At 73.7% G+C, this 14,099-nt stretch carries 14 protein-coding genes; 4 read left to right on the top strand and 10 right to left on the bottom strand.

The window, feature by feature from the left end:
• The first annotated feature begins 68 nt into the window (after positions 1-68).
• The gene (locus OHS82_RS07110) at positions 69-539 is read left to right on the top strand and encodes an Lrp/AsnC family transcriptional regulator (RefSeq protein WP_242433245.1); all 471 of its coding nucleotides are present in this window, start codon (positions 69-71) and stop codon (positions 537-539) included.
• A gap of 175 nt (positions 540-714) precedes the next feature.
• Positions 715-1,215: an Lrp/AsnC family transcriptional regulator gene (locus tag OHS82_RS07105; RefSeq protein ID WP_057581018.1), complete on the top strand. Its 501-nt coding sequence runs from the start codon at positions 715-717 to the stop codon at positions 1,213-1,215.
• Positions 1,216-1,226: 11 nt separating this feature from the next.
• Here OHS82_RS07105 and OHS82_RS07100 read toward each other — a convergent pair whose 3' ends face one another.
• Together OHS82_RS07100 and OHS82_RS07095 are read right to left on the bottom strand one after the other, a co-directional pair.
• Complete coding sequence (locus OHS82_RS07100) at positions 1,227-2,930, bottom strand: aldehyde dehydrogenase family protein (protein ID WP_328433520.1); 1,704 nt, start codon at positions 2,928-2,930, stop codon at positions 1,227-1,229.
• 5 nt (positions 2,931-2,935) lie between these two features.
• The gene (locus OHS82_RS07095) at positions 2,936-3,112 is read right to left on the bottom strand and encodes a hypothetical protein (RefSeq protein ID WP_157876390.1); all 177 of its coding nucleotides are present in this window, start codon (positions 3,110-3,112) and stop codon (positions 2,936-2,938) included.
• Positions 3,113-3,451: 339 nt separating this feature from the next.
• On the opposite strand from OHS82_RS07095, the gene OHS82_RS07090 reads away from it, so the two are divergent.
• Positions 3,452-4,156, top strand: a complete 705-nt coding sequence (locus OHS82_RS07090) for a hypothetical protein (RefSeq protein WP_328433519.1) — start codon at positions 3,452-3,454, stop codon at positions 4,154-4,156.
• Positions 4,157-4,314: 158 nt separating this feature from the next.
• Here OHS82_RS07090 and egtD read toward each other — a convergent pair whose 3' ends face one another.
• The 4 genes from egtD to egtA all read right to left on the bottom strand — a co-directional run bounded on the left by egtD (position 4,315) and on the right by egtA (position 8,867).
• Positions 4,315-5,295, bottom strand: coding sequence for an L-histidine N(alpha)-methyltransferase (gene egtD, locus OHS82_RS07085; protein ID WP_328433518.1), 981 nt, complete (start codon positions 5,293-5,295; stop codon positions 4,315-4,317).
• 106 nt (positions 5,296-5,401) lie between these two features.
• The gene (egtC, locus tag OHS82_RS07080) at positions 5,402-6,196 is read right to left on the bottom strand and encodes an ergothioneine biosynthesis protein EgtC (RefSeq protein WP_057581015.1); all 795 of its coding nucleotides are present in this window, start codon (positions 6,194-6,196) and stop codon (positions 5,402-5,404) included.
• Entirely contained in the window at positions 6,196-7,569 is a 1,374-nt protein-coding gene (egtB, locus tag OHS82_RS07075; RefSeq protein WP_057581014.1) for an ergothioneine biosynthesis protein EgtB, read from the bottom strand. The genes egtC and egtB overlap by 1 nt, the downstream gene beginning before the upstream one ends.
• A complete protein-coding gene (gene egtA, locus OHS82_RS07070) occupies positions 7,566-8,867 on the bottom strand; it encodes an ergothioneine biosynthesis glutamate--cysteine ligase EgtA (RefSeq protein WP_057581013.1) in 1,302 nt (433 codons plus the stop codon). Before egtA ends, egtB begins: the two co-directional genes overlap by 4 nt.
• 387 nt (positions 8,868-9,254) lie before the next feature.
• Here egtA and OHS82_RS07065 point away from each other — a divergent pair, with 387 nt between their 5' ends.
• Positions 9,255-10,205 (top strand): TIGR02452 family protein, encoded by a 951-nt coding sequence (locus tag OHS82_RS07065; protein WP_443061772.1) that lies wholly within the window; start codon positions 9,255-9,257, stop codon positions 10,203-10,205.
• On the opposite strand, the gene OHS82_RS07060 is transcribed toward OHS82_RS07065, so the two are convergent.
• The 4 genes from OHS82_RS07060 to OHS82_RS07045 all read right to left on the bottom strand — a co-directional run bounded on the left by OHS82_RS07060 (position 10,190) and on the right by OHS82_RS07045 (position 13,986).
• A complete protein-coding gene (locus tag OHS82_RS07060; protein ID WP_057581011.1) occupies positions 10,190-10,636 on the bottom strand; it encodes a type II toxin-antitoxin system PemK/MazF family toxin in 447 nt (148 codons plus the stop codon). The genes OHS82_RS07065 and OHS82_RS07060 overlap by 16 nt on opposite strands.
• A 46-nt stretch (positions 10,637-10,682) precedes the next feature.
• Positions 10,683-12,164 carry a flotillin family protein gene (locus OHS82_RS07055; RefSeq protein ID WP_057581010.1) on the bottom strand — a complete coding sequence of 494 codons (1,482 nt, stop codon included), beginning with the start codon at positions 12,162-12,164 and terminating at the stop codon, positions 10,683-10,685.
• A 155-nt stretch (positions 12,165-12,319) separates the two neighbouring features.
• On the bottom strand, positions 12,320-12,538 hold the full coding sequence (locus OHS82_RS07050; protein WP_199863848.1) for a hypothetical protein: 219 nt from the start codon (positions 12,536-12,538) through the stop codon (positions 12,320-12,322).
• Between the two features lie 29 nt (positions 12,539-12,567).
• Positions 12,568-13,986, bottom strand: coding sequence for an amidase (locus OHS82_RS07045; RefSeq protein WP_057581009.1), 1,419 nt, complete (start codon positions 13,984-13,986; stop codon positions 12,568-12,570).
• Between the last annotated feature and the right edge of the window lie 113 nt (positions 13,987-14,099).

Below are 14,099 nucleotides of genomic sequence, written 5' to 3'. Positions count from 1 at the left end.
AATATGCGTCCAATGCATTGCGCATTATGCTCAATGGCATAGGTGTGTGCCGTGGCATACTGGGCATCATGCGAAACGTGGACGCCGTCGACGCCCGCATCCTCCTCGCGCTCGACGCGGACCCGCAGGCGACCACCGTGGCTCTGGCCGACCGGCTCGGCCTCGCCCGCAACACGGTCCAGAGCCGGTTGCGCAGACTCGAGGAGAGCGGCCACCTCAAGGAACCCAGCCGCCGGGTCGACCCGGCCGCGCTGGGCTACCCCCTGCTCGCCCTGATCACCCTGTCGATCAGTCAGAGAGTGGGGGAGCCCACCCGCGAGGGCGTCCTGCGCATCCCCGAAGTCGTCGAACTCCTCGTCACCACCGGCGACGCGGACCTCCTCGCCCGGGTCGTCGCCCGTGACACCACGGACCTCCACCGCATCACCAACCACCTCCTCGAAGTCCCCGGCGTCGTCCGCTCCAACACCACCATCGTGCTGAGTGAACTGCAGCCCCTCAGCGTGCGCCCCCTCCTGCGACGCCACGCCGGTTCCTGAGCCACGCCGGCCCTTGAGCCACGACGGGGCCGCCCGGGCGTCCTTCTCGGCGCTCTGAGGGCACGTGCTTCCTCCGGACACTTGACAGGAGAAGTGCGCCGATACCTGAATATGTGTTCAGCAGTCCCACCGAACCGGTGATGAACTGCCGAAATCGACGGCCAGGGAGGACAAGGTGTCCGAGGGAGACTCGCCGCCGACGGCAGCGGCCGGACGCACCGCCGTCCCGCTCGACGACATCGACCGGCAGATCCTCAGCCGGCTCCTCGAGGACGGCCGGATCTCGGTCCGCTCACTCGCCGAGCAGGTGCACATCTCCCGGGCCAACGCCTACACCCGCATCGGCCGGCTCGTGGCCGAGGACGTCATCACGGGCTTCACCGCGCAGCTCGACGCCCAGCGGGCGGGCCTCGGCACGAGCGCGTACGTCACGATGAGCATCGAGCAGAACGCCTGGCGTGACATCTCCCGCGACCTGCGCCGCATCCCCTACGTGGAGCATGTCGCCCTCGTCACCGGCGACTTCGACGTCCTGGTGCTGGTGCGCGCCCCGGACAACCTGGCCCTGCGCACGGTCGTGCTGGAGAGCATCCAGGCGGTGCCGGGCGTGCGCTCGACCCGCACCTGGCTCGTCTTCGACGAGGTGCGGGGACGCGGCGCCACCTGGACGGACTGAGGCCGGCGGCTTCACCGGTCCACCAGCTCGGCGGCCTCGACGCACCTCGCGGACGCCGGCGCGGGACCCGGCGGCGGCGTGGCGTGCCTGCGTGAGCGCACCACCCGGAACCGCCCGGTGACGAAGTGGGCTCCCCCGCCCGGCAGATCCGCGAGTGCCGAGGACGGGTCGGCCGGCAGATCGTCCAGGTTCTCCACCAGCGGCACCCCGGCGTCGAGCGCCGCCGTCTCGGCCGCCGCGAGGACCAGCGTGTCGGTGGAGTGCACCGAGGCGTAGAGCGCGCCGTGCCGCGCCACCGTACGGCGCAGGAGCGCCAGACTGTGCGAGGTGGACTCGGTGCCGATGAGGAAGGAGATCGGTCCGGGCCACTCCCGCGTGTAGACCTGCTCGTCCGAGGCGCGCAGCCGCACCAGCAGCGGACTGCGCAGCTCGGCGCCCAGATGGCGCGGATGGGGCACCGGGCCGGAGGCGTGCACGACCGGGCCGTACCGTGCGGCCTCGGTCAGCGCGGCGCGCACCTCGTCGTCGGTTGTCGCGCCCAGCACCCCCGCCGCGCGCACGGGGTGTCCGAGCAGCCGGTCCACGGCGTCACCGAGGTCGGTCCCCAGGTCACGCAGTGTCTTGTGGCCTTCGTCGGTGCCGAAGCCGCGCTCCGGCACCAGGATGTTCTGCGGTGTGGTGCGCACCGTCCCGTTGCACAGGCAGGAGGAGAGGGCGAGCCCGCGGACCAGGCCGGGGTAGTCGTCGGTCGAGTCCACGACGACGGTGTTCAGGCCGGTCCGGTTGGCGAACACGGTGGCCTGCGCGGCATGCCGCTCCAGCCAGTCCGCGACGCGCGCGGAGCCCGTGAAGTCGACGATCCGCACGGCCGGGTCGGTGGCCAGCCGCAGGTGCGCCCTCCGCCCCGGCTCCGACACGGCGAGGGTCACGAGGTCCGGGTCGTGACCGGCCTCCTCCAGCACCTGCCGGGCGACGCGCACGGTGATCGCCAGCGGCAGCACCGAGCGCGGATGCGGGGCGACGACGACGGGATTGCCGGTGACCAGGCTGGCGAACAGGCCCGGGTAACCGTTCCAGAGCGGGAAGTCGGGACAGCCGATGAGCAGTGACACGCCACGTGGCACCAGGGTGCAGGTACCCCGCAGTGCGAGCGGTGGCCCACCGCGTCGTCCCGCGCTCTCCCAGTGCAGGCCGGACGGAACCCGCTCCGACTCGGCGAAGGCCTGGGCCACCACCTCGAGCGCACGGTCCTGCGCGCGCGGCCCGGCGGCGTGCAGCGCGGCCCGCAACGGCTGACCGGTGGTGTGGTGCACCGCGAGGGCCAGTTCGTGACTGCGGGTGTTGAGCCGCCGCAGGATCTCCACGGCGAGCCCGGCACGCCGACGGGGCCCCGCGGCACGCCAGCCGGGCGCCGCCCGTGCTGCCGCCGCGACCAGCTCCGAGGGTTCACATCGGGGATAGGCGATGGCGAGGCCGAGCCCGTACGGCGACGACTCCGTGCGCACACGGGCGACTTCGCCGGGCTGCACCAGATCGAAGGGCCGCCCCAGCAGCGAGCCGAACACCTTTCCCGCGGTGCGGGTCGACCGCATGCCCGCGTCGGCCGCGTCCTGGACGGTCGCCTCGGCGAAGGGACGGTGGCACTCACCGGCGGCGAGGGCGCGGACGACGCTGTGCAGGAGTTCGCGATGACGCTCGTAGGGGCCGGGGCGCACGGCCGTCAGCCTCTCCGGCTCGCCGCGAGCGCCGACAGGGCGTCGTACTGCGCCGGCACCCCGATCGTCACCCGGACGCCCTCGCCGGGCACCGGACGGACGACGTCGGGGCGGGAGTCGGGCACATCGCGGCCCGGCACACGGGCGGGCAGCTGGGACAGAGACGCACGGACACGCACCATGCTCGACTCGCTTCTGCAGCGCTGGGGCCCGAGGTCTGCCGTCGGGCGTTCGACAGGGAAATCGTGAACACGGGAAGCCGATTGCTCAACTGTTCGGTGATTTCGGCTACGGATCGCCGGAAAGGGGAGTTCCGCGCGGCAAACCGTCTCCCCGGAGAAGCTCCGGGGCCTCGGCCACGAGACGAACGGCACGCGGTCCGGGGCGCGACACGCCATCCCCATGATCACGAAGCGGACACAGCGGCTTTCCGGCGTCCTCGCAGGGGCCGGCTCCCGGCAGACTGCTCGCCGCCCGCAGATCGGACGTCCGCGGGCCGGCCCGTGACGAACGAGGAATCCATGCACACCATCCGGACCCGGCTCCGCCGCGGGGCGCTGACGGCCCTCGCAGCGGCCCTCGCAACTGCCTTCGCCCTGCTCACCGCCGGTTGCTCGAAGGCGTCCGAGACCACGCGGACCGGAGGCTGCCGTGCCGACGGCACATGGTCGGCACGGCAGAAGGCCGCCTGGCTGCGCGGTGCGGTCTCCTTCCGCACGGCCGAGGGCGCCGCCGCGTCGGGCGCCAGGATGTCGGTCGTCGTGGGCGCGCCGCGGTCGGTCGACGCCCGGCGGCTGTGCCGTCCGCTCGACGTGCAGGTCGAGTTCTGGACGCTCACCACGACCACGACCACGACGACGGCCACGACGACGACGGCCACGGCGACGCGGACCGTTTCGTCGTCCGTCAGGCGCCGTCACCTCACTGCGGACGGTGGCACGACCCGGACCGTCGGCTTCCCCGGTGGCCTTCCCGCCGGGCGGGAAGGCGTGTGCGTCGGGGTGCTCGCCGCCGTGTACGCGGGTGGACCCCTGACCGGACGAGAGCTGCCCCGGGTGACACCGGGCCCGTCGGCCGACGTGGACGCGTCGGTACGGTTCGTCACCGACCGGGTCGGCGCGTACCGGCTGTTCCCGCCGCCCGATCCCGCGCGGTGCGCCCCGGGCCGGTCCGCCGTCAGCCCCTCGTCCACCGGGGAGCCGGGCTGGGACCCCTTCCATCCGTGACCGGCGGAGTGGGCCGGCGGGGCGGGACGGCGGGGCGGGGCGGGCCGGCGGGGAGCCGGCCGGGGTGGCCGCCGACGGCCCGGGCGAGGGCGGGACTCACGGCATGAGCCCCGCCCCCGGGAACCCCGGGGCGTACCGTCGGCGGGCGGTGGGCCGGCTCAGTGCGCGGTGGCGAGGGTGAGCATGAAGCCGGCGTCGGGGTCGGCCCAGAGCTCCCGCGTGCGAAGGCCCGCGGCGGCCATCTCCTGCTGCAGCCCGGAGACGGTGAACTTGGCGCTGCGCTCGGTGATCCATTCCTCGCCGCGTTCGAACGGCACGGCCAGGTCGAGTTCCCGGATCTTCACCAGTTGCTCGGTTCGACTGCGCAGCCTCATCTCGACGTGACTCTCCCCGCTGTTCCACACGGCGGCGTGATCGAAGGCGTCGGGGTCGAAGTCGGCGTCCAGTTCACGGTTCAGGACGTGCAGCAGGTTCTTGTCGAACTCGGCCGTGACGCCCTGCACGTCGTCGTAGGCGGCGATCATCTCCTGCTCGTCCTTCACCAGGTCGGCGCCGATCAGCAGGAAGTCCCCTGGGCGCATGATGTCCCGGAGCCCCCGCAGGAAGGGGCCGCGGGCGGGCCGCAGGAAGTTGCCCAGCGTGCTGCCGAGGAAGGCGATGATCCGGGAACCCTCCGCGGGCAGCTCCGGAAGGACGAGCGGAGCCGTGAAGTCGGCCCGCAGGGCGTGCAGCCGGATGCCCGGGTATTCCTGGACGAGCTGCGCGCCGGCCTGGTGCAGCGCGTCCGCGCTGACGTCGATCGGAACGTAGTGCAGGCCCGTCGGCCCCAACGCCTCGATGATCAGCTTCGTCTTGGTCGAGCTGCCTGATCCGAGCTCGACGAGGCTGCGGGCCCCGGTCCGCGCGGCGATGTCGCCGGCGTGCAGCCGCAGCAGCCCGAGCTCGGCTCGCCACAGGGGGTACTCCGGAAGCTGGGTGATCTCCTCGAAGAGCTCGCTGCCCCGGGCGTCGTAGAACCAGGTGGGCGCCGTGGACTTCGGGGTACGGGTCAGCCCGGCGCCGACATCGGCGCGCAGGGCGGTGCCGTAGTGCTCGGCCTCGAGAGTGTCGGTGTAGCCGTAGGCGCGGGTGCCGGTCATGAGTGCCTCTCTTCGGCCGCCGCCTCGTCGGCGGGATGGGGGGATCGCCTTTCGCCGGCGGCGTCGGTGCCGTCCTCGGGGAGGGCGGGGGTGATCGGGAACGGACTCACGTACCGGTCTCCTTGCGTGGTGCGGATGCCGTGTCCGCGCTCGGGTCCTTGAGCGGGGTGAGCAGGACGTCGGCGCGGCTCGCCACGAGCAGGGTCCGGTCCGGGACCTCCTGCCAGCGCGGATCGTCGTCGTACGGTTCGGAGGCCACGACCACCGTGCCCCTGCCGGGGTCCGCCAGATACCAGAGGGTGTCGCCCCATGCGGTCGCGGTGACGGCCGTCCCGTCGGTGAGCAGCAGGTTGAGCCGGGAGCCGGGGGCCGCGGCGGCGACCTCGAGGACGGTGTCCGTCAGCGCCTGGCCCGCCGGGTCCCCGGCGCGCAGCCGGGCGAGGAGCAGCGCCCACACGAACGCGGAGTCGTTGCGGGCCTCCATGGACAGCAGGTCGGCGGCGGGCAGGGTGCGCGTCAGCGGCCCCAGCGAGCGCGGCCAGCCGGCGACCGCCCCGTTGTGGCTGAACAGCCAGGCGTCCGCCGCGTACGGGGCCGCCGCGGCCTCCGCGTCGGCGCCGGCCAGGGTGGCGTCCCGGACGGCGGCCAGCACGGCCCCGCTGCGCACGACCCGGGCCAGGTCGGCGAAGGACAGGTCCGCCCAGATGGGCCCGGCCCTGCGGTAGCGGGCCGGCGCCGGGTCGCCCGCGGCGTACCAGCCCACCCCGAAGCCGTCCGCGTTGACCGTGCCGTGGCGCTGCCGCCGCGGCGCCCACGACTGGCGGTACAGCGCGTGCGGGGGATCGACGAGGAGCCTGCCGAGTGCCTCCTCGGGCCCCAGGTAGGCGAGGTGACGGCACATCAGAGCGCCCCCGGGCGGGCCGTGCGGAACCCGGAGAAGATCTGCCGCCGGATCGGGTAGTCCCAGTTGCGGAAGGTGCCCCGGCAGGCGACCGGGTCCACCGCGAACGAACCGCCGCGCAGCACCTTGTGCTCGGGCCCGAAGAACACCTCCGAGTACTCCTTGTACGGGAACGCCCGAAAGCCCGGGTAGGGAAGGAAGTCGCTGGACGTCCACTCCCAGACGTCGCCGATCAACTGCCGTACGCCGAGCGGGGAGGCGCCGGCCGGGTAGCTGCCCGCCGGGGCCGGACGCAGATGGCGCTGGCCCAGGTTGGCGTGTTCCGGCGTGGGATCGGCGTCGCCCCATGGATAGCGCATCGAGCCGCCGGTCGCGGGGTCGAAGCGGGCCGCCTTCTCCCACTCGGTCTCGGTGGGCAGCCGGCGTCCCGCCCAGCGGGCGTAGGCGTCGGCCTCGTACCAGCACACGTGGAGCACCGGCTCGTCGGGCGGCACGACCTCGGTGACGCCGAACCGGCGGCGCATCCACTGCCCGCCGTCACGGCGCCAGAACAGCGGCGCGTGGATGCCGTGCCGGCGGATGTGCGCCCAGCCGTCCCGCGTCCACCAGCGTTCCTCGTCGTAGCCGCCGTCCTCGATGAACGTCTGGTAGGCCGCGTTCGTCACCGGGGTCGTGTCGATGTGGAAGGGGGCCACCTCACGCCGGTGGGCGGGGCGTTCGTTGTCCAGGGCCCAGGGCTCGCCGGAGGTGCCCATGGTGAACGGACCGCCCGGGACGAGCACTTCGGCCGGGCCGGTGAACAGCGGGACCGGTTCGGGGTCGGGGGCGGTGAGCACCGGCGGCCCCGTGCGGAGCTGATGGGTGATCAGCATGGTCTCGTCGTGCTGCTGTTCGTGCTGCGCGATCATCCCGAAGGCGAAGCCGGACTCGGTGAGCCGGGTGCCGTGGAAGTCGGCCGACTCCAGCACGTCGGTGACCCGGCCGCGTACCTCCGCCGCGTACCGCCGGGCCTCGGCGGGCGGCAGCAGGGGCAGCGTGGGGCGCTCGGCGCGCGAGTGCTCGAAGGCGTCGTACAGGCCGTCGATCTCGGGGCGCATCGCCTCCCGGCCGGCCACCGCGCGCAGCAGCCACAGTTCCTCCTGGTTGCCGATGTGGGCGAGGTCCCACACCAGCGGGGACATCAGCGGGGAGTGCTGGGCGGTGAGGTCGGGTTCCTCGACGCAGGTGGTCAGCAGCGTCGTGCGGGCGCGGGCCGTCGTGAGCGAGGCGAGTGCGCGGGCGCGCAGCACGTCCGGGTCCGGGGCGGCCGTGTTCGAGGCGGGTGAGGCGGCCGCGTCGGTTGCGGGCTCCGCGTCCAGGGCGGGCTCGGTCATGGGCGGAGGTCCTTCCCGTGCGCGCGGGCGTCCGTGCCGCGCAGGCGGTCGAGCTGGTCGTCGGCGGGTGTGCGCCCCTTGAGGACGTAGCGGTCCCGGTAGCCCGTCACGGCCTCCAGCACGGCGTCGTCGGCGCCGAGGCGGGGCAGCGCCCGCAGGGCCGCGGCGAAGCAGGCGACCGCCGTCTCGTGCAGTTCGGGGTCGGTGAGCGCGTTGCGGGCCGCGTCCATCCACAGCGGATTGTGCGGGGCCGGCAGCGGCCGGGCCCGCTCGGCCAGCGGTTTGACCGCGCGGTAGGCGAACTCGGCGGCCTCGGGGTCCTCGAACAGGGCCGTCGTCACGGCGAGCGGCACGATCCAGCCGTCGTCGCCGGGCTGTGCGTCGATCATGCGCAGTTCCAGATGGCCGCGCGGCCTGACCGGCGGGAACAAGGTGGTGAGGTGGTAGTCGAGATCCTCCCGGGTCGGCTCACCCGTTCGGGTCCACTGCCGGAAGGTCAGGCGGTCGGGCACCTCCCAGGCGCCCTCGGCACGCCGGACGCACATCACCGGCGCGTCCAGCACGTGCCGCGCCCATGCCGCGCGCGGATCGCCGTCCATGGCCGGACCGCCCGCACGACCGGCGCCGATCTCCATCCACAGCAGCTGCCGCGTGGAGCGCCAGCCGGTGGGGACGCCGCCGAGCAGCGGGGAGTTGGCGAAGGCCGCCATCAGCACCGCGCCCAGCGTGTGCGACAGCCACCAGCGCCGGCCGTGCCCGAGCGGGCCCGGCTCCTCGTATCCGGCGTCCAGGCAGACCTGTACGGAGGCCGAGGTGCACATCATGGCGCGGCCCGCCGGTCCCGTGCGGTCGAGGCAGGCCTCCATGGCGTCGTAGCGCGGTTCGTGCAGGAACCGGCGCGGTGGGTGCCAGGGGTCGGTGCCGATGCCGGCGAGGGCGAGTCCCTGCTCGTGCAGGGTCGCGCGGACCGCGGCCAGGTCGGCGGAGACGGTGTGCACGCACTCCATGAGGGAGGCGGCGGGCGGCGAGCTCAGCTCCAGCTGGCCGCCGGGTTCGACGGTGAGCGGCGAGCCGAGGGGCACGTCCCGCAGTGCGGCGTAGGCCGCTTCGAGTCGTTCGGGTGTGACGGGGAGCTGCGGTGCGTGCAGCCCGTGGACGAGCCATTCCACCTCGACCCCGACGGTTCGGGGCGGGCCGGTCTTGAAGCAGATTCCCCTGACGAGCGCCTCCACCTCGGCTTCGGTGAGGGCGGTGCGCGGTTCTGCTCCGTTCGTACAGTCGCTGACCGAGTCGGACATGTCGGGATCCTCCTGAGATTCCACCATGCCACCGGTCGGGCCTCGGTGCGGCCGGACCGGTAGAGCTCGTTCCACCCAAGACCCTGAATCCGATTCGCACAAGGGTGCACATCGGCACTTTCAGGACCGTGAAGCCCGGGTTCCGTGGCGATTCTCCACCGGTTCACTGCCGGTTTCCCGCCGCCCCAGAGCTGCTTCCCGGGGCGGACCCGGAGCATGCGCCACATGGGCGAGGCGCCGGAAAATCTTGTTGCACACGATGTCCAGGATCGCTCACGATGCGTGCATGAGCTCGACGGGGGAGACGCGCCGCGTGCGGCGCGAGGCGGTGTGCGGGCCGGGAGCGACCGCGCGGCGCGCGCTCACGGGGTCCACGGGGGTGGCCCCGTGAGCGCGCGCCTGCGCGGCATCGCCCGGGAGACGGAGCGGATCGTGACCGCCGGCGGCTATCGCGCGTCCGACGGGCGCGAGGTGTCCCTCGCCGCGGCGGTCGAGGCCGCCCGGGCCGGCACGCGGACGAGGGGACCGGGACCGGTCGACGTGCCCGCGGCCCCGCCGGTGGACCTGCGCGTCGAGGTCACCGGCGAGAGCAGCCTGGAGGCCGCCCGCCGGCTCGCCGTCGCGTCCGCGGAACCGGCCGCCGCAGGGAACCCGGTCGCCGGGGAAGCGCCGGTCGGCGGGAGAGCGCCGGTCGCCGGGAGAGCGCCGGTCGCCGGGGGAGCGCCGGTCGCCGGGGGAGAGGCGGTCGCCGTCCTCAACTTCGCGTCCGCGCGCAACCCCGGCGGCGGCTTCCTCAACGGGGCCCAGGCGCAGGAGGAGGCGCTGTGCCGGGCCTCCGCGCTGTACACGTGCCTGCTGGAGGCCCGGGGGTTCTACGACCACCACCGCGCCCACCGCGACCCGTTCTACACGGACCGCGTGATCCACTCACCGGCCGTCCCCGTCTTCCGCGACGACCGGGGCCGTCTGCTGGACGCGCCGTACACCGTCGGCTTCCTGACGGCCGCCGCGCCGAACGCGGGCGTGGTGCTGCGCACGGCGCCGCAGCGGGCCGGCGAGCTGCCGCGCGCCCTGTCCGCCCGCGCCGAACGGGTCCTGGAGACGGCCGCCGCGCACGGCTACCGCCGCCTGGTGCTGGGCGCGTGGGGCTGCGGGGTGTTCCGCAACGATCCCGCGCAGGTGGCGGAGGCGTTCCGGGCCCTGCTGGCGGCCGGCGGCCGCTTCGAGCACAGCTTCGCCCACGTGGTCTTCGGGGTGCTGGACCGGACCCCGGGCGGCACGGTCCGCGCCGCCTTCGGGCACGCCTTCGACCGGGCGGGTGCTCAGGTCCAGCCGTAGCGCTCGTGCAGGCGCTGCCGCACCAGGTTGAACCGCATCCGGTCCAGCGCGCAGGCCTCACGGCGCATGCCGTCCTCGTGCAGTCGCAGCACGCGGTCGACGTCGACCCAGGAGTCGCGGCCGGTCCGGTCCCACGGCCCGCTGCCGATGGCCACCCACTCCCGGTCGCCGTCGTGCCGTTTGCTGGAGAGCTGCACGGCCAGGAAGGTGCCGCCCGGCTCCCGGGCGACGACGAGCACCGGACGGTCCTTGCCCCGGCCGTCGTTCTCCTCGAACGGCACCCAGGTCCACACGATCTCGCCGGGGTCCGGGTCGCCGTCGTGCGCGGGGGAGTACTCGGTTCGCACCCGGCCGACCTCACGCGGGTCGGCCTCGACGGTGGCGGTGGGGCCGGAGCGGCCCGGGACGTCTGCATCGGTAAACGCGGTCACGGGGGCACCTTAAGCGGTGTCCCCGTGACCGTGCCTCACCGGTGTGTCACCTCTCCTCGACGGTCACCTTCTGCGAAGCCGGCGCTGCCGACCCGTTCAGCGGCGAACTCCCGCCGGGAGCATGGCCGTTCTGGTTCATCGAGGCGAGCAGCTGCCGGGCCAGCCCCAGTCCCGTCCCGCCCATGGTGAGCGCCTTGGCGAACACGTCGGCCATGCCGTCGGCGCCGTTGAGCAGCACCATGTTGTCGACGTTGCCGAAGGCGGACGCGCCCGCCTTCACGATCTCCGGCCAGTTCTCGGCGAGTTGCTGGGCGACGACCGCCTCCTGGTTCTCGGCGAGCGCGGCGGCACGGGCCTTGATGGCCTCCGCCTCCGCGAGACCCTGTGCCTTCGCCGCCTCGGCCGCCGCCAGACCCCTGGCCTGTGCGGAGGCCGCCTCGGCCTCACCGGTGGCCCGGGTCGCGGCCGCGGAGGCCTCACCCCGGGTCCTGGTCGCCTCGGCCTCGGCGCCGGCGGCCTGCTTGACGCGGGTCGCCTCGGCGGCCGCCGCGAGCTCCGTCTCCTTCGCCTTGGCCTCGGCCGCCGAGATCCGGGCGTCGCGCTCCGCCTCGGCCAGCGTGCGCTTCTCGTAGGCCTGCGCGTCAGCGGGCTTGCGCACGTCAGCCTGGAGCTGCTGCTCGCGACGGTGCGCCTCCAGCTCGGCCACCCGTGTCTCCTGGACGACGACCTCCTGCCGGGCGGCGGCGTCGGCGAGGGGTCCCGCCTGACGGGCCTTCGCTCCCGCCTTGTCCCGCTCGGCCTGGTAGCCGGCCTGGAGGATCTCGCTGTCCCGGGTGGCCTCCGCCATCCGGGCGAACGAGGCCTGCTCCGCCTCCGTGGCGAGCCGGTTGGCCTCCGCCTGGGCGATGCGCGCGTCCCGCTGCACGGCCGCCGCGTGCGGCATCGCCATGTTCTTGATGTATCCGGTCGGGTCCTCGATCTCGTGGATCTGCAGCGAGTCCACGATCAGGCCCAGCTTCTCCATCTCCGTACCGCAGGCGGCACGGGTCTGCCCGGTGAGCTTCTCCCGGTCGCGGATCATGTCCTCGACCGTCAGCCCGCCCACGATGGACCGCAGATGACCGGCGAAGACGTTGTGCACCCGCTCCGACATCAGCTTCTGCTGGTCGAGGAAGCGCCGGGCCGCGTTGGCGATCGACACGAAGTCGTCGCCCACCTTGAAGATGACCACGCCCCGCACCCTGAGCGGAATGCCCTGGTGCGTCACGCAGTCCACCTGCAGTTCGGTCTCGTTCAGGTCGAGCGACAGCTTGCGCACCACCTGCACGCCGGGCATCACCAGCGTTCCGCGTCCGGTGACGATGCGGAAACCCATGCCCGCCTCGAGACCCTCGGTACGGTGGTTGGAGCCGGAGATGACGAGTGCCTCGTTGGGCTCCGCGACGCGCCACATCATCTTGAACAGACCGATCAGAGCGAGGACGGCGACAACCGCCACCCCCGCAACGACGCCGACAACCATCGGCATACGCCCCCTTGTGATGGTGCCCTTTCGGCACCGAACGAAGGGAGTCTGCGCCTCACCGGCCCCGGGTTGAAGACGCTGACGCATCCTTGTTGCAATCTTGACGCTTACGTTCCCGAAGCCGCACGAAAGCGGCTCTCACCTGGGTCGCGGCGGGCTCAACTGTCGTACGCGCGGGTGACGTAGACCGACCGGGGCGGCAGGTGCTCCACCACCATCACGACGGTGCCGCGCTCGATGCGGGCCGTGCCGTCCGCCGCGTAGGCGAGGAAGTGCTCGGCCCCGCCGCGCACCCGGACCATGACCTCGCCGACGAGCCCCGGTCCGATCGTCCCGGTGACCCGCCCCATCAGCCCGACCATCGACGCGTCGTCCATGGTCACAGGGTACGGGCACAACACGGCCGTCAGGCCGGGGAGTCGGCGACCGCTTCGCTCGGCCACCGCTCGTGCCAGCGCAGCTCGGCCTCCAGTTGGGCGGCGAGCGAGAGCAGCAGCGGCTCGCTGTGCGCCGGACCGAGGAGCTGGGCCCCGACCGGCAGCCCGCCGGGGGCGAAGCCGGCCGGGACATTGACGCCGGGCCAGCCCAGCACGTTCCACGGCCAGGCGTACGGGCAGGCGGCGATCATGGCGCGGTCGGTGGCGATCCCGCTCAGCTCCAGCATGGCCCCGATGCGCGGCGGGGGAGCGGCCGTCGTCGGCGCGAGGACCACGTCGTAACGGTCGAAGAAGGCGCCGACGCGGCGGTGCAGGACGGTCTCGGCGCGCCGGGCCGCCCGCAGCGGCGCTCCGCCGAGCAGTCTGCCCAGCCGGGCGGCGTCCCGGGTGCGCCGGTCCAGGAGCGCGGGGAAGGGCGCGTCGGCGACCCACTCGGCGATGCCCGCGGTCGCCCGGGGCACGAAGGTGAGGCCGATCTGCCCGTACGGTGGATCGGCCTCCTCGACCGTGTGGCCCAGGCCGGCCAGTGTCTCGGCGAGTTCGAGGACCCGGGCGCGGACCTCGGGCCGCAAACGGGCGGCCACGGCGGTGAACGGCGGCTTCAGCGACAGCGCGATCCGCAGCCTTCCGGGGTCGCGGCGCACCGCCGCCGAGGCGTCGACGGCCGGCGGCCGGTGCGGGTCGCCCGCGTGGTTGCCCGCGGCCGCGTCGAGCAGCAGGGCCGCGTCGGCGACGGTCCGGGCCAGGGTGCCGTTGACGGTGATGCCCTGGAAGGACTCGCCGCGCGGCCAGGTCGAGATGCGGCCGCGCTGCGGTTTGACGCCGATCAGATGCGTCCAGGAGGCCGGGATGCGGACGGAGCCGGCCCCGTCCGAGCCGAGGGCGGCCGGCACCAGCCCCGCCGCCACCGCCGCCGCCGAACCGCCGGAGGATCCGCCGGGCGTGTGCCCGGTGCTCCACGGGTTGCGGGTGGCGCCGAAGGCCGGGCCCTCGGTGAACGGCCACTGCCCGAGCTCGCAGGTGTTGGTCTTGCCCACGATCACGGCTCCCGCCGCCCGCAGCCGGCGGACCGCCTCGCCGTCCTCGGCGACGGGCGGGTGGGCGCCGGCGCAGCCGAACGCGGTCGGCTCGCCCGCCACGTCCATGTCGTCCTTGACGGCGACGGGTACCCCGAGCAGAGGGCGGCGCACGCCGGACGCCAATTCCCGGTCGGCCGCCTCGGCCTCGGCGAGCGCGGCCTCGGCCCGCACCACCCGGAAGGCGTTGAGGACGCCCTGCGTCGCCTCGATCCGGGCGAGGGTCCGCTCGACGAGCGTGCGGGACGACACCTCGCCCTCGGCCAGGGCGCGTGCGGTGTCCGTCAGACCTGCGGCACGGTCGGGCGTCATACGGGGCACCTCCGGGACGACGTTGTCTACCGCACGGTAACCTGCGGCGCCCGAACAGCGGAACGGCACGCGAAATATGGCGAGTTGGGCGTCCTGACGGAGAGGGTCGGACC

It is taken from the genome of Streptomyces sp. NBC_00425 (assembly GCF_036030735.1).
GTDB lineage: Bacteria > Actinomycetota > Actinomycetes > Streptomycetales > Streptomycetaceae > Streptomyces.
This window is presented reverse-complemented; position numbering and strand designations above follow the sequence as displayed.